This is a genomic window from Neolewinella marina (assembly GCF_002631205.1).
GTDB classification, from domain to species: Bacteria; Bacteroidota; Bacteroidia; order Chitinophagales; family Saprospiraceae; genus Neolewinella; species Neolewinella marina.
This window is the reverse complement of the sequence record NZ_PDLO01000001.1, coordinates 1-19930: the sequence shown is the minus strand read 5'-3', so window position 1 is coordinate 19930 and position 19930 is coordinate 1. Positions and strand designations below refer to the sequence as shown.

The following is a 19930-nucleotide window of genomic DNA, read 5'->3' as shown; positions in this document are numbered from 1 at the left end:
GATTAGCGTCGCCCGCCCCTGCCAGCCCGGCGACGCTTCCAGATGATGGCCCCCACGGAGAGGGCGAGGAGCAGGACGCCCACCACCAGGCTCCACCAGAGCTTGGTTTGCTCGGCAGCGGGTTCCTGGGTGATGGTCAGGGTCCGGTTCACGTCCTGGTCGTAGAGGACCTGGCGGGCACCTCCGTTCCAGTGGACGACGACGGAATCCACCCGTTCGCTGTCTCCGAGGCCGTAATGCAGGGTGCGGCTGTTCTGGCTGATGTGGCTGGAGCCGCCACCGTCCACTTCCCGCAGCAGTTGGCGACCGCCGGCGTAGACGGTGGCGCGGGCGCCAAGTCCCCGCAGGTCTCCGGAAGTACCCACCAGGTCGATCTTCAGCCAGTTGCCCCGGGCTCCGTCGTTGCGGAACAGCCGGGTCACGGAAGGTACCGGGTAGCCGTCCAGGATGGGACCCTGGCAGACGGCGAAGATGTCCAGGTCGCCGTCGTTTTCCAGGTCGAAGGTTACCGAGCCCCGCCCGATGCCGTAATCCGCTACCCCGGCCGCCCGGCCACTTTCCTGGAAGCGGTCGCCGAGGTTCTCAAAGTAGAAGTTGGCCATCGGCACGCAGTTCGGGTTCAGGTCCCCGTTTGAGACGAAGAGGTCCAGGTCACCGTCGTGGTCGAAATCGGCGAAGTTGGCCCCCCAGCTGATGGAGATGTAGTTCATGCCCAGCTCCTTGGCGCGGTTCACGAAGGGTTTGCCGGGCCCCTGGGCGACCAGGAAGTGATTGAACTTGATGTTGGTGACGTAGTAGTCCAGCAGCCCGTCCTGGTTCCAGTCGCCCACCGTGGAGCCCATGGCGTTGATGCGTAGGTCCAGGCCCATCTCCTCGGCGATGTCGCGGAAGTCCTCGCGGGGATAGCGGTTTTCGAGGAGCAGATTGGGGGTGGCCTTGTAGCCGAAATCGTGGTTGACGAAGAGGTCCTGGTCGCCGTCGTTGTCGAAGTCGGTAAACACCCCGCCGAACCCGAAACCCCGGTGGGAAAGACCGTACTCCTCGTAGACGTTGACGAAGCGGCGGCCTTCGTCGTTCAGGAGGAGGTAGCCGTTGGCGGTCTGATTTGCCCCGACGATGGTGGCGTCACTGATGTGATCCAGCGTCTCCTCGTAGCCCACGAAGTAGTTACCGATGTAGAGGTCAGGCCAACCATCGTTGTTGAAATCTCCGAAGCTGGCACCGGTACTGAAGGAGTAGAGGGGAACCAGCCCGTAGGCTTCCGTAGCGTCGCGGAAGGTGTGGTCCGGCTGTCCGAGGAAGAGCAGGTTGCGGGCCCGCGGGATAATCTGCAGGCTGTCGCTGGAGGTGATCGTGGTGATGAAGAGGTCGTCGTAGCCGTCGCGGTTCACGTCGGCGGTAACGGCGCCCTGGGTGACGAAGTGGCGGGTGAGCTCCAGCCCTGATCCGTCGAGTACGTCCGTCAGCGTGCCGTCGCCATTGTTCCTCAGCAACTGGTCGCTGTTCAGTCCGCCGGTTACGTAGATGTCCTCAAATCCATCCTGGTTAAAGTCCAGCACGCAGGCCCCGCCGCCGAACAGCCCTTCGTGCACCTTGAACTGGTGGGCGAGGCCCACCGAATCGGTGACGTCGGTAAAGAGGGGTTGCCCCGTAGCCGTGAGGGAGAGCAGTAAGCCGATTGCCAGCAGCCTCACTTTGAATTTTTCCATTGGAGGGCATTGACGTTCTGGCCGATCTCGGTGCCCTTGAGGAGGCCCTGGTCGTTGTCCTGGGGGGTGTGAATGCCGCCGTAGAATCGGGAATCGGCCGTCTCCCGGGCGATATCGCTCAGGCTTTCGAAGTGGCGGACCGGGAAGCCCACGTCGCGCACCCGGTCGCGCTCCCGGCCCTCGTGGGCGCGGTCGGCGATGGCAATCTCGTCTCCGTGGAGCTCCTGCAGCACGGTGGAGGCAGCGGCGGCCTGAATGGCGTGTCCGGAAGGAAATGCCGGAAAGGGTGGATCGGGCCAGAACGACTCCCACTCGGGGTCAATGAACTGGGGAATGAAGGTGTTGGGGCGCTCGCTGAAGAAGGAAAACTTCCACTTCCAGCAGTTGATGAAGGCGTCGGCTACCGCCATGCCGGTGCGGGCATAGGTTTCGGCGCAGTCCATCAGGGTGGTGGCCCGTTGCTTCAGGACCTCGGTGGCCAGATAGAAGGAGTGACCGGGCGGCGTGAAGGTTTCATCGGGGTCATCCCCCCACCACAGGGCGGCTTCTTTCTCGGCCTGCGTCAGCGTGAGCTCCTTTTCGTACACCGCCCGCATCTGCTCGTAGTAGGGGGAGCCGGGGACGGTATCGTAGGCGATGAAGTCAGGGGCAGGCATTTGGTAGTTCGCCGGCACGAAGGGGCGGTTGGTGCCCCACATGGGATGCAGCGGGTGGTGGCTGAAAGACTGGGCGAACAGTGGCGGCTTCCAGGAGCCCGGAAAGTCGGGATGCACCATGTCCTTCTCGAAGTTCCGCAGGTAGGCGCGGTGGCCGCCGTCGGACTGTGACCACTGGAAAATGGCCTGGGCAATGCGGCGACCGAAGTCGGTGGACCGCTGGGCCACGGGCTCCGGAACGTCGGCGTCCAGGTAGTATTCCTCGATGGCCGCCTCGAGGCTGTCGACGCGCTGTTTGTTGGCGTCGGAGGTGTGGTTATAGAGCGAACGGAGGATGGTGGCCTGGCCGGCGGAGAGCGCCAGGGGCCAGTGGTATTCCACGCCAGGGTCCGGAGTGGGCAGATTGGTCAGTCCGCTGAGTTGGCCCACCAGGGAGCGGTATTCGGGGTGGCCGGGTACGATGGACTCGTACATGGTCAGTCCGAAGTAGCCCAGACAGCGGGAGGCGTAGGTTGGAGAATTTCCCGGGGTGCCTTTTGTCAGGTCCAGGCTAAGGGTAGCCCACCGGGTTGCTACTTCCACCTCGGTGAAGGAGCTTTTGGATTGGCAACTGGACAGAAGAACAATAAACAACAGGCAACACCATCCGGGAAGCCGGAAAAACGTCATGCTTAGGAAGAAGTGAGTTGGTACGCAATAACGTCACTTTTGCCGACTCCAAAAAGGAAATGGTCGCCTAAACGCGTCGCTGCCCGGACCGACCCGCGCAGGTTCAGACCCGACTGCGCCTGGGGAACGTAGCGGAAGGTTCCGTCGCCCCGCCCCAGCAGCAGCACGCCGGTATTGGCGTCCGCGGGGCCGTAGCGCACCCGGGCGGCGGTTTCGTTTCCGGCCAGCAGCATATCGCGGTGACCATCGCCGTTAGCGTCCAGCGTTAGGATGGTGCGCACGGGGGCAAACTGGGCCTGAACGGGCAGGGGATCCGGGGCAAATTTGCCGGAGGCCTGCCGGAGAAAGAGGGTAGTTTCCAGGCGGTCCGCGGTCAATTCCCGCCCTTCCCCGGGCAATCCCGACTGTAGCTCCTCTGTCGTGACGGGGGAGTAGCTGCGGTAGTTGGGGAAGCGCGACCGCTGGCCGGAAAGCTGGTTGAGCAGCTCATCGCGGGTCAGGTCGGGGTAGAGCTTGCCGTCCAGATAGTAGCTGAAGAGGGGATCCACACTGCCGTTGTTGTCGCGGTCGGCGTAGGAAAGTACCGCAGGCGTTTCCGAGGTCACGTTGTAGAGGTTGTTGGTTCCCTCGTTGCCTACGACCAGGTCCGTGCGGCCGTCGCCGTTCAGGTCTTCCAGGTGTAGGGTGGTCCACCAGCCGCGGGGCGAGGCGTCAAAGTACTGATCGGTCACGTTGGTGATCTCATCCCCCGAAAGGGAGAAAACCGTAACGGGCATCCATTCACCTACCACGATGAGTTCGGCGCTGCCGTCGTCGTCCAGGTCGTGCCAGGCGGCGTCGGTGACCATGCCCAGTGCATCGAGGGTAGGGGAGGACAGCCTGGAGTAGCTGCCGCCACCGTCCGCCCGCAACAGGTAGCTGGGCGCGGCCGCGGGATACCGGCCGGGTAGCGAATGCCCCCCGACGAAAATGTGGGTCGCCCCCGATTCAGCCGCATGGATGGCTATGGCCCCCGTTGGGGTGATCAGGTCCGGTAGCAGATCAGTGGCCACCCGGAAGTTGCCCCGGCCGTCGTTCAGGAGGGCACGGTCCGCGAGTTCCGGGCTTTCGGCCGTAAGGGCGTGGTAGCCGCCCCGGCCCACGTAGACGTCGGGTGAGCCGTCGCCGTTCAGGTCGGCGATTTCCAGGGTGGTGATTCGGTGTTCGCTATCCCCGTCGAGGGTGGGGAGGTTGCCGCGGGTGAAGGTGCCGTTGGCATTCTGGAGGTAGCGCTGAATGGGGCGGTTGCCGGCGTCGGCGATCAGAAGGTCTTCCCGGCCGTCGGCGTTCAGGTCGCCGGTGGCGAAGACGGGGCCGCCGGGGGAGAGCTGACGAGGCAGCAGCGGCTGGCGGTCAAAGTCGCGGAGGCTGGTCGAGGCCGGGGTGAAGCTTACCGGTGCCAGAGCGGGGGTGAAGTAGGGGGACGTCGCCGCAACTTCGGGGGGAGAGTCGGTGGCCTCACTTTCGCTCAGCACGAGGCGCTGGTTAGCCGCTACGTCGGTAAGGGTCTGTACCCCACCGCCCGGCCATTGGACGGTTAACCGGGGCACCCGCGTGCGCGCCCCCAGACCGAAATGCAGCAGCTGGGGGCCGGAGGAAAGGTAGCCGCGGTTGGGATAGAACTCCTGGAACTGGGTGGCGTCGTCGAAGTCCAGCGTAACGCGGGCACCGATGCTGGCGGTGTTCGGGCTTGCGCCTTGGAGTTCGAGCTGGAGATAGTGGGCTTCGGCGGTATTGTTGCGGTAGAGGAAGGCCGGCTGGTTGAGGTTATTGACCACCAGGTCGAGGTCGCCGTCGTTGTCCAGGTCGACCGTCAAGGCGCCGTTGCTGTTGGAGGGGCGCTGCAGTCCCCACTGGGCGGTCACGTCAGTGAACGACAGGTCGCCGTCGTTGCGAAAGGCATAGTTGCTCACCTCTGAGGCGGGCATTTCCTGGAGGAGCTCCAGTACGTCGCTGCGCTGGAGGCGTCCGCGCCGGGCAACGAAATCCTCCATGTACTTGATGAAGTCGAGGTTGGTGTAGTCGCGCAGGTAGCCGTTGGTCACGTGGAGGTCCTTGCGGCCATCGTTGTCCAGATCGGAGAGCAGGGCCGACCAGCTCCAGTCGGTGGCTGCCACCCCCGCCAGCTGACCGATCTCGGCGAAGGTGCCGTCGCCCTGGTTCAGCTGCAGCATATTGCGCATGTTCTGGTGGTGGAAGCCACTGGCGAGGTTGAGGTCGTGCTTGGAGCGGTTGTCATCGGCCGCCAGCAGCTTGCGGCGGGCGTTGTCGGCGGGCAGCATGTCCAGGGTGTAGATGTCCGGCAGGCCGTCGTTGTTGACGTCGGCGATGTCGCTGCCCATGGAGAAGTGGCTGGTGTGCCCCATGCCCTCGCCCAGGCGGTCGGTGAAGGTGCCGTCGCCATTGTTCACGTAGAGGTAGTCCGGTACCTCGTAGTCATTGGAGACGTAGATGTCGGTGTCCCCGTCCCCGTCCAGGTCGCTCAGGCCCACGCCCAGCCCGTAGCTCAGGGCCGAGCCGTTGATGCCCGCCTCCTCGGTGACGTCGGTGAACCGCAGTTTGTCGTTGCGGTACAGCCGCAGTCCCCGTTCGGGATCAGGGACCTCCAGCAGCTGCTGCGTTTTCTCCGGATTCAGGATGGGCATGGCCTTCGGATTGTGGTTGAGCAGCAGTGCGTCCAGGTCACCGTCCCCATCGTAGTCGAAGAAGTAGGCCTGGTTGGTAAAGGCCGGGGCGTCCAGTCCGTATTCCGCGGCCGCTTCCCGGAAGCGCGGCACGCCGTTCCCGTCGGTGCCCCCGTTGATGAACAGCTGATTGCGCCGCTTGTCCGGCGGCAGCATGCCGGAGTAGGAAAGGTAGAGGTCCGGCCGGCCGTCGGCGTTGACGTCGGCAACCGCTACGCCCGTTTTCCAGGGGCCGGGGCGGCCCGCGGTCTGGCTCACGGCGGTTACGTCGCGGAAGCGGAAGTTGCCTTCGTTCAGGTAGAGCTTGTTCTCGCCCATGTTGGCCGTGAAGTACAGATCGGTGAGCCCGTCGCCGTTGAAGTCCGCGGCCGCCACGCCGCCCCCGTTGTAGAAGTACTCGTACATCAGGATATTGGTGTTCGGCCCTTCGGTGAGGTCATTGCGGAAGTCGATGCCCGTGGCGGCGGCTTCCAGCAGGGTGAAGCGGGGGGCTTCCGGGCCAGCGGCGGAGGTCGAGATCGCGTCGGAGTCGTCGGTCCCGCAACCATTGAGGGAGGCCAGGACGAGCAGGGGAATAAACAGTCGGTACATCAGGGGCAAGTTAGCGGATGGCGGCCAAAAAAAAGATCCGCCCCCGGGACAAGCCGGAGACGGATCTTCAAATCGTTCGGATGGTACTAGAAACCGGGGTTCTGCACCAGCTGGGCGTTGCGACTTACTTCGTCGCGGGAGATGGCGCGGTAGTACATCTTGTCGGCCCAGGTACGCGACTCGTTCTCGGTGTTGGTGGCTACGGTGTATTCGTAGTCATAGACCGAGGGGTCGTACTTGTAGGGTACCCGGGGTTGCTTGCCGGGCTTCAGCTTGGCGCGGACGTCGATGATCTGGATCGGGCGGCCGAGGGTTTCCTCGGCGATGAGCCAGCGGCGGGCGTCGTGGTAGCGGTGCTCTTCGTAGGCCAGCTCGATGCGACGTTCGTTGCGGTAGCGGTCCACAAGGTCTTCTCCGCTGTCTTCGATGGCGGGCATGCCCACGCGGAAGCGCAGTTGGTTCAGCCAGTCGCGGGCTTCGGCTTCGTTACCGAGCTCGAGGCAGGTTTCAACGTAGTTCAGCACTACTTCCGTGTAGCGGATGAAGGGCCAGGGGATCACCTGGGCGTTCGACTGGTTGTCCTTCAGCGCGGGGTCCGGATCGATGAACTTGCGGACGTAGTAGTGGGTACGGCTGCCGTTCCAGTTTTCTACCGAAGATTCGCGGGTGTCGACACCGGGGATGAATCCACCCTTGCCGTCGTCGTAGTAGCCGGTCTGGATCTCGTCGTAGGGATCGATCGGGGCTACGTCGGAGGGCCGGGGTTTCCAGCCGGCACCGTCGTACATCACGGTGGCGTAGAAGCGGGGGTCGCGGTTTTCGTAGGGGGCCTCGGCGTGGTCGGGGTTATCCCAGTCGAAGGTGGATCCGTCCATCATCTCGTAGTCGTCGACCAGCTGCTGGATGGGGGTGTTGCCCGCCCAGTTGTGGTAGCCGTTGGGGCCGTTGTTGATGCCGAAGTGGATCGGTCCGAGGGGCCAGTTGCTTTCCTGGGTGTAGAGCGGGGTGACGGTGCGCTGGAGGATGAGCTCTACGGCCGCCGCGGCGTCACCGACGCTGCTGCCACCGCCCATCGACAGGGAGATGTAGTTCTGCAGTCCCTGCTCGGGCGAGACGGGCTCGGTAAGTCCGAGCTTGTAGCCGCTGCCTTCCTCGAGGGCCATGCGGGCGGCGTCGCGGGCGGCGCGCCAGCGGGCTTCGCGGTCACCACCGGGGTAGGCCAGCAGATCGAGGTGAGGGTAGCTGGCCAGGGTGGCGGACTCGGCGGAGATGGCTGGGCCATAGTGGAGGTCGCTGGCGGCGTAGAGCAGGATGCGCGACTTCAGGGCCAGGGCCGAGAGGCGGGAGGCCCGTCCGTCGGTTTCCGGCTTGCCGTCGAGCAGCTGGGCGGCCTTGTCGAGGTCGGCCACGATGAAGTTCACCGTTTCCTCCCAGGTAGCGCGGGGGACTTCGTAGTCCTCGTTGAGGCCGTAGGGGCGCTCGATCAGGGGTACGCCGCCGTAGAAGCGGGCCAGCTGGTGGTAGTAGTACGCCCGCAGGAAGTGGGCCTCGCCCATCAGCCGGTCGCGGAGGTCGTCGTCGTTGAAGGTAGAGTTCGGCAGCTCCTGGAGGGCGATGTTGGCCTGGCGGATGGCCAAGTACATATTGTCCCACTGGTAGGTAGCGCTCATCCAGCCCGGGTTGGCGGGGGATTCGGTGCCTTCGGTGAAGGTGTTGATGTTGCGGCCCGCGTGGGTGAACATCGCTTCATCGGTGATGGAGGCCAGCATCTGCTCCTCGAATCCGCCGTAGCCGAGGAAGGAGTAGACGTTGTAGATAAAGGCTTCCGACAGGGGGCCGTCGGCCCAGGTAGCGTCGCTGGAGATGCTGTCCAGGGGCTCGGTATTCAGGAAGTCGGTATCGCAGGCTGAAAAGAGCAGAACGGCTCCAATCCCAACAGCCGACAGTAGGCGATAGACGCCGCGTTGTAGAGTTTTCATGATCGGTTGTGGTTGCATGATTATAGGGTAATGTTGAGGCCGAAGTTGATCACGCGCGACTGGGGGTAGTAGACGCCGCTGCCGGTGGTGGACTCGGGATCGAAGAAATTCAGCGAATCAAAGGTGATCAGGTTCAGGCCGTTGACGTAGGCACGCAGCCCGCGCAGGTGGAACTTCTCCGTCAGGTTGGCCGGCAGGCGGTAGCCAATCTCGGCGTTCTTCAGGCGCATGTAGTTCTTGCTGAAGAGCCAGTAGGTGTTGTTGCCGTAGTTGCCACCCGTGTAGTAGGTGTCGCCGCGGCTGGCCAGGCGGGGGTGCTCGCTGCTGGGGTTGTCGATGCTCCAGCGGTTGTCGTAGCTGTACTTCAGGTAGTTGCCGATGTCACCCGACTCGGTCTGTACGCGCAGGGAAGCGCCGGTAGCGCCCTGCAGCAGCATCGACATGTCGAAGGGACCGTAGCTGGCCGTGAAGTTGGCACCGAAGTTGAAGGTCGGCGTGCCGTTGTCGTCGATGCGTACGCGGTCGTCGCCGTCGATCTTGCCGTCGCCGTTCACGTCGCGGAACTTCAGGTCACCGGGCAGGAGGCGGCCGGTCACGGCGCTGTAGTCGAGCTCGTTGTTGTCGATTTCCTGCTGGTTGAGGAAGACACCGTCGGCCTCGTAGACGAGGTATGCGCCGATGGGCTTGCCTTCCTGCAGCTGGTAGTCGGGTGCGCCGGGGATCTCGTCCATGAAGATCACCTTGTTTTTGGCGTAGCCACCGTTCACGCCGAAGCGGTACTGGAAGGCGTTGTTGGCGTTGCCGTTGTAGCCGATGTTGAATTCAAAGCCCTTGTTCTCCACCTCTCCGGCGTTGACCGGGGGCAGCAGGCTGTTGATGCCCGAGGAGGCGGGGGTGGAGCCCGTCTTCTGGATCAGGATCTGGGTACGCAGGTTGTGGAAGTACTCCAGGGTCACGTCGACGCGGTTGCCGAACAGGACGGCGTCGGCGCCCACGTTGAAGTTGTTGGCGCGTTCCCAGGTAAAGCTGGGGTTGGCCAGCAGTTGCTCACGCAGGGTGGTTTCCACTACGCCGTTGATTGGGTAGCTGCCGAATCCGTAGGTGGAAAGGAAGGCGTACTCCTGCAGCTGTCCTTGGAAGAAGACCTGGTCGTTACCCATCTGTCCGTAGCTGCCGCGCAGCTTCAGGAAGTCGATGCCGGGAACGTTGAAGAAATCCTCGTTGGTCACGTTCCAGCCGGCGAGTACACCGGGGAAGAAGCCGAAGCGGTCATTCTCGGGGAAGATGTAGCTGCCGTCGTAGCGGAAGATGAACTCGAGCAGGTACTTCTCGCGGTAGTCGTACTGGGCACGGCCGTAGTAACCCAGGCGGGCGCGGTTGTAGCCGGAGCCACCGGTGTCCTGGTTCAGCGAGCCGCCGGCGAAGAGCTGGTCGACCGCGGTGGAGATGTAGTTGCGGCGGTAAGCGAAGTAACCCTCGCCTTCGAAGGTTTCGCGGGTCACGCCGGCCATCAGGCCCAGGGTGTGGTCGCCGCCGAACTCGGTGTCGTAGTTCAGGCGGGCCGACAGGTTGGTGTTCAGCACCGTGTTGGTCGACTGCCGCAGGCGGGGGTCGGTGAAGTTGGAGCGGGTAGCGGCTTCGAGCAGGGGCGTCTCGCCGTCGGCTTCGTAGCTCACGCGGTCCCAGTAGTAGAGCTGCCAGGGGGTCTGCCAGGTCTTGGAGCGGTTGGTGTTCTGGTCCACGGCGGCCGAGAGGTTCAGGGCCAGTCCCTCTACCCAGGGGTTGGTGATGTTGATGGCACCGTTGGTCTGGATGAAGTCGGAGGGGTTCTCCACGTAGCCGGTGGCGTTGGTGGTAATCACGTAGGGGTTCTGACCGTTCTCGATGTCGGGACCGGGCAGGCCGTTGGGCCATACTTCGGGCTCGGTGGGGCGACCACGCATCAGCATCCGGAAGATGGAGCCGGCGCTTTCGGTGGGGAAGCGGCGGTCCTCCCGGCGGGCCAGGATGCCCAGGCTGGTGGTGATGTAGTCGCTGACGTCGGCGTCGAGGTTGATCCGGAAGCTGTACTGCTTGTACTTGGTTGCCGTGTTCTTGTAGAAGGCGTCCTGGGTGAAGTAACCAAGCGAAGCCAGGTAGCGCATGTTTTCGCTACCGCCATTGACCTGCAGGTTGTGGCGGCCCTGGGGAGCCCAGGTGTTGAAGGCATCACCGAACCAGTCGGTGTCGGGGTAACCCCAGGGGTCGTCACCGGCGGCGTGGCGGGCAACGGTCTCGGGGCTGTAGTTGGCGTTGATGGTGCCCACGTCCGGGGTGGGGGAGTCGTAGGTGCCGGTGGTCTGGATGGCGTCCCAGGCGGCGTCCCACTCATTGACCGGGATGTTCTGGTAGATGGCCAGTTCGTTCATGATGGTGGCGTACTCCACCGCGTTCGACATTTCGGGCAGCACGGTTGGCTGGGCGAAACCCTGGTTGAAGTCATAGCTGATGGACGGTTTGCCGGTGGTTCCCCGCTTCGTAGTGATGAGGATGGCACCGTTGGCGGCCCGGGCTCCGTAGATGGCGGCCGAGGCGTCCTTCAGTACGGAGATGGACTCGATGTCCTGGGGGTTCAGCCGCGAAAGGCCACCGTTGCGGTCGGGTACCCCGTCGATAACGACCAGGGGGCTGCTGTTGCCCAGGGTGTTCTGGCCACGGATGTTGATCCGGGCGTCGTCGACGCCGGGCTCACCGCTGGTCTGGATGACTACTACGCCAGGCAGGCGTCCCGCGAGGGATACCCCCAGGTTAGCGGCCGGCGATTGCTCGAGGGCTCCGCCCTCCACGCCGACTACCGCACCGGTAACCGTAGCCTTCTTTTGCTTGCCGTAGGCGACCACCACGACTTCGTCGAGGAGTTCTCCGCTGGTCAGGCTCAGGGAAATGGTTTCGTTGTCTCCTACCTGCACCTCACGCGTAGCGTAGCCGGTGTAGGAAATGACGAGGGTTTCGCTTGGGGCAGCCTGAATGGAATAATTTCCGTCCAGGTCGGTGACCGTACCGCGGGTGGTACCCTTGACCAGTACGCTGGCGCCGATGAGGGGGTCACCGGTGCCCTCATCCGTTAAAGTGCCGGTAATGGTTCGCTGTTGGGCGCTCACGGATAAAGTGAGCAGAAAGACGAATAAGCCGAGGCATAGCCTCAGCAACACGTAATGCTGTTTCATAATCTACTAGTTAACATGATCGATGGCGCCCGTGACTGGGCGTTGCTTGTGTGGTCTCAATTGGTCGGGTCAAGAAGACCCCGGGGGCAAAACGGCAAGGGAAAGGCGGCAGGCTGCGGTAAATATATATAGAGAAAAGATAGACGAGGTGTCGGCCAACCAATAATTGACGCCAAGGTCAATATTTTTTGTCTAAATGACAATAGTTAAGGTTAAGTGAAGAGTAAAGTAGGGAGTATAATTTACTCATCCAGCTTTTTCCTTATTTGAGATTGTCGTCTGTCTTCAAATCATACCGACTTACTGGCGGACTTCCACCACCTGACCATCCACCACTACCATCCGCAGTCGGTCATTTTCTCCGTAGACCAGCAAGTCCAGCGACACGCCGTTGGCGACTTCCGCACTGAGCCGATCGTTAGGGCCAAGTATCCGTAGGCCGGGGACCCGCGCGGCATCGGGTGGGGTAGTGGTAGCGGTGACGGCGGTGTACCCCTGACGATAAAGTTCGCGAGCGTCCAGCCGTTTAATTTCTTCCAGACTCAGCTTGCCGGGGTAGACCTTCCCGGGGACCACCCGCTGGCTGTCCAGGTCTACCCGTTCGAAAGCCCCGAAGGTTGACAGGTCACCCAGATCGCTCACGTAGGCCCAGGAAGCATAATCGCGGGCCTTCTTGTCCAGCAACCGTTCGTTGCGGCGGAACCCGATGTCCAAGACGAATTCCCCCTCGGGTCGCACCACCCGGGCATTCTCGAGGACCAGGGCGTGGACGCCATAGGATTCGTTCTCGGGGATGGACAAATAATCTTCTACCGAGTACTGCTCGTAGCGGCCCGTGGCGATGGCGTGCAGTCCGTCGATCAGGGCCAGTACATTCAGCCTCCGGATCTCCTGTTTTTCGGGGTCGCCGGGAAAGCCGCCGGATTCTATCAACACGGTGCGGGTGCCCCACTTCTGGAGGTTGTCGCCGAAGGCCCGGGGCTCGAAGTCGTCGTTGTAGCGCCCTACGCGACCCGGCACATGGTCTTGCCAGCGGGCGTTGAGCAGGGCGATTAGCTGGGCGGCGTCTTCCCGTTTACCGTTCATGGTCTTTTCCCAGTCGTAGGCCGGGGCGAGGATGGACAGCACCGCCCCCGGCCCGGTCGGGAACCCCACCGAGTAGTAGATGCCCTGGTCGTGGAGGTTGAATCCCCAGGCGGCGTCGAGGCGGTCGCGTTCCGCCTTCAACGTCCGGGCTTCCGGACTGGTCAGGTGCAGCGCGTCCCGGTTCAGGTCGATGCCCAGGGCATTGCGGCGCTCAAAACGTTCCGCCCCGTCGGGGTTCAACATGGGCAGAAAGGTGAGGTGGAGCTCGCGGTCCAGGAGCTGCCGCAAGCTGTCCAGCCCGTCGCCGCTGCCGCCCAGCCAGTTGAAGAGGTCGAACAGGGCCGCGGTGGCCGTCGGCTCATCTCCGTGCATCTGCGACCACAGGAGTACTTCTACCGGACCGTTTCCCCAGGTCACGCGGTACAGCGCACGGCCTTCCACTGATTGACCGGCGGTATCCACTCGGAAGGCGTCACCCAGATTCGCCAGCAGGGGCTGCAGGTCGGCATGCTTGAAGCGGCGGGTGGTCAGGGCCGTTTCCCGGTAGGCCTCCAGGGAGGCTTCCACCGCTTCCGCCGGGTAGTCGGGGTAGGAGGGGGCACCCGCGGACGCGCCCACGGGTTGGCCGCAGGCGGATTGCCATAGCACACAAAGCAGGAGGGGGAGCAGGCGCAGGGCGGGAATCTGGGTCATGGACGGACTATTCTTGGGGTAGCTCCAGCAACTCGATATTGCGGAAATCAATGGGATGGCTCTCGGCCTGCAGGGCGATGTATCCTTCGGTGAGGATCTCTCCTTCACGATCGAGCCATTGGGGGTAGCTGTCTTCAACGCCAAAGCGCTTCCAGGCGGCGGCGTCGTCGCGGCGACTGGTAAAACCACCCCCGATCTGGGGTTGCTGGAAGCTCAGCACGGTATCTCCTTCAATCAGGAAGTGCATGGCCTCCCCGCCGAGCACGATGGCCTCCGCCTTTACCCAGCCGTCGCCGTGGTAGGTAGCCGAGTTGGAATTGATGCAGTGGTTGTAGTTAATGGTATCGCCCATGACGACGGCCGTACCCGGAGTGCAGACGTTGCCCGTGGTGCGCTCCCCTTCGCCCAGTCCGCCGAGCAGCTGCAGCTCTACCGAAACCGGGAAGTGCTGACCCATGTCGTTGCTCTCGGCCGACTGGCTGTGCAGCATAACCCCACTGTTGCGCACGTTCCAGTTGGCTCCGCCGGGGGTCTGCTCGCCGGTGAAGCGGTACTCGAAGCGCAGCTTGTAGTGGGAGTACGGCTGCTGGTAATAGAGGTGGCCGTAGGCGTCGTCGAAGTTCTCGTAGTCGTCGTAGCTCACCCGGAGCATGCTGTCTTCCACCCGCCAGGTGTTGCGGAAGTTCTCGTTCAGCGGCCGGCCGGCCATTTTAATGTCCCAACCAGTTAAATCCTTACCGTTGAACAGGCTGATCCATTGCTCCTCTTCCCCAACGGGAGTGGTGGTCGTGGCCGTTTCGGATTCGGGCGCCGGAGCGCAGGATGCCAGGCAAAACATCAGGATCGCCAGGATCGGGTGGGGGAGTGCGTTCATAGCGACGAATATATGATATAAGGCCGAGGCCTAGTGGGCGGTAAACATCCGATGAGGCCAGCTGCTGCGCAGCGCCACATCCGATGACTCCGCCACCACCGGGCTGTGGGCCTCCCGGCCCGAAAATTAGGTAACCACAGCGTGAGGGAGAACCACGGAGCCAGGTCCCAGGCCGAGGGTTCAGGACGGCTACGCGGTCCCATATTTTACCTCCCCCAATTCTGCCATCGATTGCAAGCAAATAATAGGCATATGGGGAAGGGTTTCAGCGAATTACCGCCGCAATTGTACGCTAACTTACGGGGCGATCCATTCCTAACCGGTCCGGGCGAAGCGCATTCAACCGGACCACATCCCTAACCTGTATGAAGCACTTCTCCCTTTCCTTATTGGTGGTCGCCTGCTGGCTGCTCCCCGGCCTAGCCACCGCCCAGACCGTTACCGGTACCGTTACTGAGTCGGGACAGCCCATCGTCGGAGCTACCATCTCCGCCGGGGCAACGGGCACGGTCTCGGACGTAGACGGAACCTACGAGCTCAGCCTCCGGAATGCGGGCACCTACACCCTTACCGTCAGCTACATCGGCTACGGATCACAGACGCGGGAATTCACGCTCGCCGCGGGTGAGACCGTGACCTGGAATGTGTCTCTCGAGGGTGGAGCCACGAACCTGGAAGAATTGGTGGTGGTGGGATCGCGCACGGCCCCGCGCTCCTCGACGACCTCTCCGCTACCGGTAGACGTGTTCACTTCAGATGACCTGACCGCCACCGGGCAGCAGACTTTCGACAAGGCACTGCAGTACCGGGTGCCCTCCTTTAACACGGTGCAGACGCCCGTGAACGATGCTACCTCCCTGCTCGACCCCTACGAGATCCGTAACATGGGTCCGAGCCGCACCCTGATCCTGGTCAACGGCAAACGCAAAAACATGAGTGCCCTGCTCTACACCCAGACTTCGCCGGGTAGGGGAGAGACCGGCGCGGACATTTCCGCCATCCCCACCGACGCCATCAAGCGGGTGGAGATCCTGCGCGACGGCGCCTCGGCCCAATACGGATCCGACGCCATCGCCGGCGTCATGAACATCGTGCTGAAGGACAACGCCGAAGACGGCAGCGTAACCCTGCGGACCGGCATCACCACCGAAGGCGATGGGGAGCAATTCGGCATCGCCCTAAATAACGGGACCAACATTGGCGAGACCGGCTTCATCAACTACACCATTGACCTGTCGAAGATCGGTCAGGCCAACCGCCCGGGCATGGTCGACGCCGCCGGTGAGGCCGCCGATTTCGGCGCCAGTATCGAGGACGTGCGCGCCTTCCTCAGCCGTTACCCCGACGCCCGCAACATCAACGCCTCGCCGGAAACGACCGCCTCGAAATTCGTGGTCAACTTCGGCAGCGATGTGTCTGACAACACCGAATTCTACGGCAACGCCGCCTACGTATACAAGAAGGTGAACAGCTTCGCCAACTACCGCACGCCCTACTGGCGGACGCTGGCCGACTTCCCCTACCTGGCCGATTTCTTCCCCGACGGACCCAATGGCGAATACATCGGCTACGTACCCACCTTCGAGGGCAACCTGAACGACTACCACGGTACGGTCGGATTCCTCACCCGCAAGGACGACTGGATCGCCGACGTGAGCTTCACCACCGGCGGCAACGAGCAGACCTACACCGTCTCCAACTCCCACAACCGGAACAGCACCCTCAACCCCGACGGCACCTTCAAGTACCGGGAGAACAGTCCGATCACCTTCGACCCGGGCGGCACCCGCTTCACCCACAACGTGGGCAACATCGACATCACCCGGCGGCTGTCGGATATGGTGGGCATCGCCTTCGGCGCGGAGTTCCGCAACGAAAGCTTCACCGTCATCGAGGGGGACCTGGCCTCCTACGAGGACGGGGGCGCCGACTCCTTTTCGGGCAACGACCCCCGCAACTCCGGCACCTTCGACCGCTACAACTTTGGCGGCTACGCGGATGCGGCGTTCGACTTCACCGAGGACTTCCTGATCAATGCCACCGTGCGCCTGGAAAACTACAGCGACTTCGGCAACGCCTTCGTGTACAAGGTGAGCTCCCGCTACAAATTTGCTGAAGACCAGGTTACCCTCCGGGCTTCCTTCAGCACCGGCTTCAAAGCCCCCTCCCTGCACCAGATCTATACCCAGAAGGCGCAGTACAGCTTCGTGCCCGGCTCGGGTATCCAGGTGGGCGGACTGATCAGCAACGTCAGCCGCGAGGCCCGACTGCTCGGACTGCCCGCCCTGGAGCCGGAGAAGTCGACCAACTTCACGGTTGGCGTGGGCCTGCGCCCGAACTCCGACCTCAGCATCACTCTTGATTACTACAACATCAAGGTGGAGGACCGCATCATTCTCTCGACCGAGATCGGCTCCACCGACGCCGGGAACACGCCCTTGGATAACCTCCTGGCGCAAAACAACCTCAGCGACCTGAGCTTCTTCGTCAACGGACTGGACACGCGGACCTCCGGCATCGATTTCGTATCCAGCTACCGCGGCCTGCGCTTTGGCGACCGTAGTCTGGTGGTGAACCTGTCGGGCAACTACACCCTGCAAAATGAGCGGATCGGGGCGGTGAAGAACCCGGAGATCGTGGCCGGCGCCGGACAGTCGGTGGCCAACCCCACCCAGGAAGCCCTTTTCTTCACTTCCCGTCCGAAGTACAAGGCCATCCTGGGCATCGATTACGACCTGGAGAAGGTGGGCTTCAGCCTCAACAATACCCTCTTCGGTCCTACGGAATTCCGCCAGCAGGGACTGGCTACCGGACTGTACACCGAGTTCGAGACCAAGGTGGTCACCGACCTCAGCATATTCTACCGCCTCACTGAGAAGTTCACCCTGCAGTTCAACGCCAACAACGTATTCAACGTGCTGCCCGAATGGAACTTCAAATCGGAGAGTCCGGCCGGAGATGCGCTGCTTAACAATCCGGCGGCCCTGCAAAACCAGTCGAACCTGATCACCTTTAATCAGCGGTATTCCCAGATGACGTACGACGGTTTCCACTTCAGCCAGCTGGGTACTATCCTTACGCTTTCCGGCAGCCTGCGATTTTAGGATCGGCGGTAGACATCCGATGTGGTCCGCTGTGCGGCGCCACATCGGATGACCCCGCCGAGGGCTGAGGGCCTCCCGGCCCGATCATTATGGAACCACAGAGGCACAGAGGTTCACAGTGGGGGGGCTAGCAGCTTTGTATACCTGCTTGCCTCTGTGGTTTTCAAAAGTGGTACACGAAGCAGGGTTGAAGGCCTCCTGGCCCGATTCGTACTCGCCCCTGGAGGGGCTCCACCCAGGGGCTGAGGGCCTCCAGGCCCGATCATCAGGTGGCAAGAAGTCAGTGAAAACCTCGGAGTACCACCTATTGATTCCCAATCACAATCTTCGTACATTAAGCAAACGGGCGTGGCAACCGCGTCCCTCACCGCTCTAACTTCCAAACACCCGAATATGAACGACCAAGCAATCCCCCACGTAGGCGTTGTCACTTACCGTCCGCAGCACCAGGATCGCCTGATCGCGAAGTGGTACTCCACCGCGCTGAATTCCGGAAAGATTGGAACCGGCGTGGCCATCGGGCGGACGGATGACGGTTTCCCCGGAACCTACCACATCACTTACCACCTTGCCGACGGCACGGAGCTGGGCACCTACGACCTGGAAATTACTCAACAAGGAGAGGCTTACCAGCTTACCTGGCGTTCGCCGAATGGCGTCGCCTACCGCGGCACAGGTATCCTGATGGGTACCGGCCTGGTGGCTGGCTACCGGCGGGTGGAGGAATAGGGCCTACAAGTAATTTTACCAACCAGAATCAAGGGATGCAGATAGCCTGCTAGTTTTGCCAGACTACCGCAGAGATACAGGAACCAGCACCAATTGACTCAATGACTAGATCGAAAGAGTCGTAGCTGAAACGCATTACTCATCCAATATTTTCTTAAATTACAAAGATTGAAATGCGCTTTATTACTCTGAGCATAGGGTAGGGGCTGCATCAATTACCGCTCAACCTGAATGGCGGAAAACTCATTGTTGAGCATTCCTTGATCCGTGTACCTCACCGTAGGTTCCACTGCAACCAGCGATGGCGGGGCCTTGTAAATCAGAAGCTGCCTGATACAGTATTGCCTGATGGGACCATAGGTCAAATTAGACCTGGACCAACCGTGACTGATGATTTTTGGCTATGGATCTTAGGCGCACACATAAGATTGAATCTGTGCCGTAGTCAATGAACCGATCTGTCTACTTGGTCTGGCCGTTGTTGCGCACGTGTACCTTGCGATGACTGAGATTGGGAAATCAGACAAGCCAAATCCCAGGGTTATTTTGCCGCCCATAATTTATATTATGTTAAGTAGTGTTTCGGCACTGTGTGGCTCCTGTCCCGCCACCTGTAACCAAGGCCTCCCCTATGCAGGGTGTAAGGGTTGTGCTACGCTTAAGTCAACTTAGCACATAAGTCGCGCTTGATACTAGTGGACACGCCCGTAAAAGTTCTCATTGACAAAAACTAACCGGGTCATTGGTAATTGTCACTCAGGTGATCAGCATACCCGGATTGCCATCCATCGACGCCTTCTTCCGGTAAGTCAATCACGCCAATCAATCGGTCCACCAAGGGGGGGGGAATTTCGAACGTCGCTCCCCTACCCTCCGCCGCGGTAAGCGCATCGAGGTACTCTTCAACCATCCTGGTTTCCCGGTCCCTGGCGTACTGCTTTGCCCGGTCGATGGTGGAAGCCCTGTGTGAGGGTTAGTTTGCGTTTCATGGCATTTCATCTGTCTGTACTTACAGTTATACGCCTGGGTTGTGAGGAGCGTTTACAGTCCTCAAAGCAAGGCATTTACGGAGAATTAAACCATGGTCGATTCTCCTTCCCGTCGGTTCCCTTGCCCAGCCAATTCCGCCGGATTATCTTTTCACCATCCCCCCGAGCCAGCAACCCACAACTAACGCTACCGACGTGGCTACCCTGACCATCCACCCAACCAACGAGCGCCTGTTCCTCACCGACGAGCTGGCCCTTCCCTGGGCGGCGACCAACCTGGGCGATGATAACTTCCGCTTCCGGTCGCGGGAACCGATCTACTGGACCGCCGAAATGGTGGCCTACGACCGGCAAACGGGCTCCCTGACCCTCCGCATCGTTGATTACTGTGCCGAACCGGAGGACTACCGACCCCACCGGCCCGTCAGGGCCCCGGTACGCAGCGTCACCTTCGCCCCACTGGACCGCGAGGCCTTCTGCGCCCAACTGACCTTCTACCGCGCGGTTGCACTGCCCCTGGCCGCTCCTGACCTTCCCACTCCCGCCGAGGAATGCACGCCGCCCCCTGCCCCCGCGGAGTCCCCCGGTGACCGCAGCTATCCCCTGTCCTTCCGGGTCCCGATGGCGGAGCTGCGGCTGGAAGACGGCTACGCCAGCGGCAGCTATACCGACTGGTTCGGTACGGTCCCTTACCGGATCGTCAATCCCTGGCTCCGCAAGGAGTTCCACCCCATCCGCACCTACTTCGCCCGTCACCTGCGGCGGTCCACCGTGGAGGTAACCGCCGACCTCTGCTTCGACGGGGCGGATGAGCCCGTGATCCGGCGGGCCCGGTCCCCACAGATCGACCGCATCGACGATAAGACGATTGCCGTACTGCGGGCGCGGACGCTCCGGGACCTTATCCGGACCGAACCGGTGG

General features: G+C 61.9%; 11 protein-coding genes. 3 read left to right on the top strand and 8 right to left on the bottom strand.

The window, feature by feature from the left end; translation table 11 throughout:
* Positions 1 to 2 precede the first annotated feature (2 nt).
* From CGL56_RS00050 to CGL56_RS00020, 7 genes are all read right to left on the bottom strand, one after another.
* Entirely contained in the window at positions 3 to 1709 is a 1707-nt protein-coding gene (locus CGL56_RS00050) for a CRTAC1 family protein (protein ID WP_099104468.1), read from the bottom strand.
* Positions 1691 to 2947, bottom strand: coding sequence for a vanadium-dependent haloperoxidase (locus tag CGL56_RS00045; protein ID WP_245851887.1), 1257 nt, complete (start codon positions 2945 to 2947; stop codon positions 1691 to 1693). Before CGL56_RS00045 ends, CGL56_RS00050 begins: the two co-directional genes overlap by 19 nt.
* 89 nt (positions 2948 to 3036) lie before the next feature.
* On the bottom strand, positions 3037 to 6348 hold the full coding sequence (locus CGL56_RS00040) for a VCBS repeat-containing protein (RefSeq protein WP_099104466.1): 3312 nt from the start codon (positions 6346 to 6348) through the stop codon (positions 3037 to 3039).
* Positions 6349 to 6434: 86 nt separating this feature from the next.
* On the bottom strand, positions 6435 to 8327 hold the full coding sequence (locus CGL56_RS00035) for a RagB/SusD family nutrient uptake outer membrane protein (RefSeq protein ID WP_099104465.1): 1893 nt from the start codon (positions 8325 to 8327) through the stop codon (positions 6435 to 6437).
* 20 nt (positions 8328 to 8347) lie between these two features.
* The gene (locus CGL56_RS00030; protein WP_099104464.1) at positions 8348 to 11533 is read right to left on the bottom strand and encodes a SusC/RagA family TonB-linked outer membrane protein; all 3186 of its coding nucleotides are present in this window, start codon (positions 11531 to 11533) and stop codon (positions 8348 to 8350) included.
* Between the two features lie 300 nt (positions 11534 to 11833).
* Positions 11834 to 13312 carry a M14 family zinc carboxypeptidase gene (locus CGL56_RS00025; RefSeq protein WP_099104463.1) on the bottom strand — a complete coding sequence of 493 codons (1479 nt, stop codon included), beginning with the start codon at positions 13310 to 13312 and terminating at the stop codon, positions 11834 to 11836.
* A gap of 7 nt (positions 13313 to 13319) precedes the next feature.
* Positions 13320 to 14186 carry a 3-keto-disaccharide hydrolase gene (locus tag CGL56_RS00020; protein ID WP_245183955.1) on the bottom strand — a complete coding sequence of 289 codons (867 nt, stop codon included), beginning with the start codon at positions 14184 to 14186 and terminating at the stop codon, positions 13320 to 13322.
* 365 nt (positions 14187 to 14551) lie between these two features.
* Between CGL56_RS00020 and CGL56_RS00015 the strand changes: the two genes are divergently transcribed.
* A complete protein-coding gene (locus CGL56_RS00015; protein ID WP_099104462.1) occupies positions 14552 to 17290 on the top strand; it encodes a TonB-dependent receptor in 2739 nt (912 codons plus the stop codon).
* Between the two features lie 393 nt (positions 17291 to 17683).
* Positions 17684 to 18019 carry a hypothetical protein gene (locus tag CGL56_RS00010; RefSeq protein WP_099104461.1) on the top strand — a complete coding sequence of 112 codons (336 nt, stop codon included), beginning with the start codon at positions 17684 to 17686 and terminating at the stop codon, positions 18017 to 18019.
* Positions 18020 to 18758: 739 nt separating this feature from the next.
* Here CGL56_RS00010 and CGL56_RS18595 read toward each other — a convergent pair.
* Entirely contained in the window at positions 18759 to 18971 is a 213-nt protein-coding gene (locus tag CGL56_RS18595; protein ID WP_406603289.1) for a DUF6364 family protein, read from the bottom strand.
* 232 nt (positions 18972 to 19203) lie between these two features.
* Between CGL56_RS18595 and CGL56_RS00005 the strand changes: the two genes are divergently transcribed.
* Positions 19204 to 19930 (top strand): hypothetical protein (locus tag CGL56_RS00005; RefSeq protein ID WP_143470557.1); only part of this gene is annotated, 727 nt, incomplete at its 3' end.

Excerpts from the sequence above, each read along its gene's own strand:
- CGL56_RS00030 (WP_099104464.1), bottom strand. The coding sequence starts at position 11,533 with ATGAAACAGCATTACGTGTTGCTGAGGCTATGCCTCGGCTTATTCGTC.
- CGL56_RS00040 (WP_099104466.1), bottom strand. The coding sequence starts at position 6,348 with ATGTACCGACTGTTTATTCCCCTGCTCGTCCTGGCCTCCCTCAATGGT.
- CGL56_RS00050 (WP_099104468.1), bottom strand. The coding sequence starts at position 1,709 with ATGGAAAAATTCAAAGTGAGGCTGCTGGCAATCGGCTTACTGCTCTCC.
- CGL56_RS00015 (WP_099104462.1), top strand. The coding sequence starts at position 14,552 with ATGAAGCACTTCTCCCTTTCCTTATTGGTGGTCGCCTGCTGGCTGCTC.
- CGL56_RS00020 (WP_245183955.1), bottom strand. The coding sequence starts at position 14,186 with ATGAACGCACTCCCCCACCCGATCCTGGCGATCCTGATGTTTTGCCTG.
- CGL56_RS00035 (WP_099104465.1), bottom strand. The coding sequence starts at position 8,327 with ATGAAAACTCTACAACGCGGCGTCTATCGCCTACTGTCGGCTGTTGGG.
- CGL56_RS00010 (WP_099104461.1), top strand. The coding sequence starts at position 17,684 with ATGAACGACCAAGCAATCCCCCACGTAGGCGTTGTCACTTACCGTCCG.
- CGL56_RS00025 (WP_099104463.1), bottom strand. The coding sequence starts at position 13,312 with ATGACCCAGATTCCCGCCCTGCGCCTGCTCCCCCTCCTGCTTTGTGTG.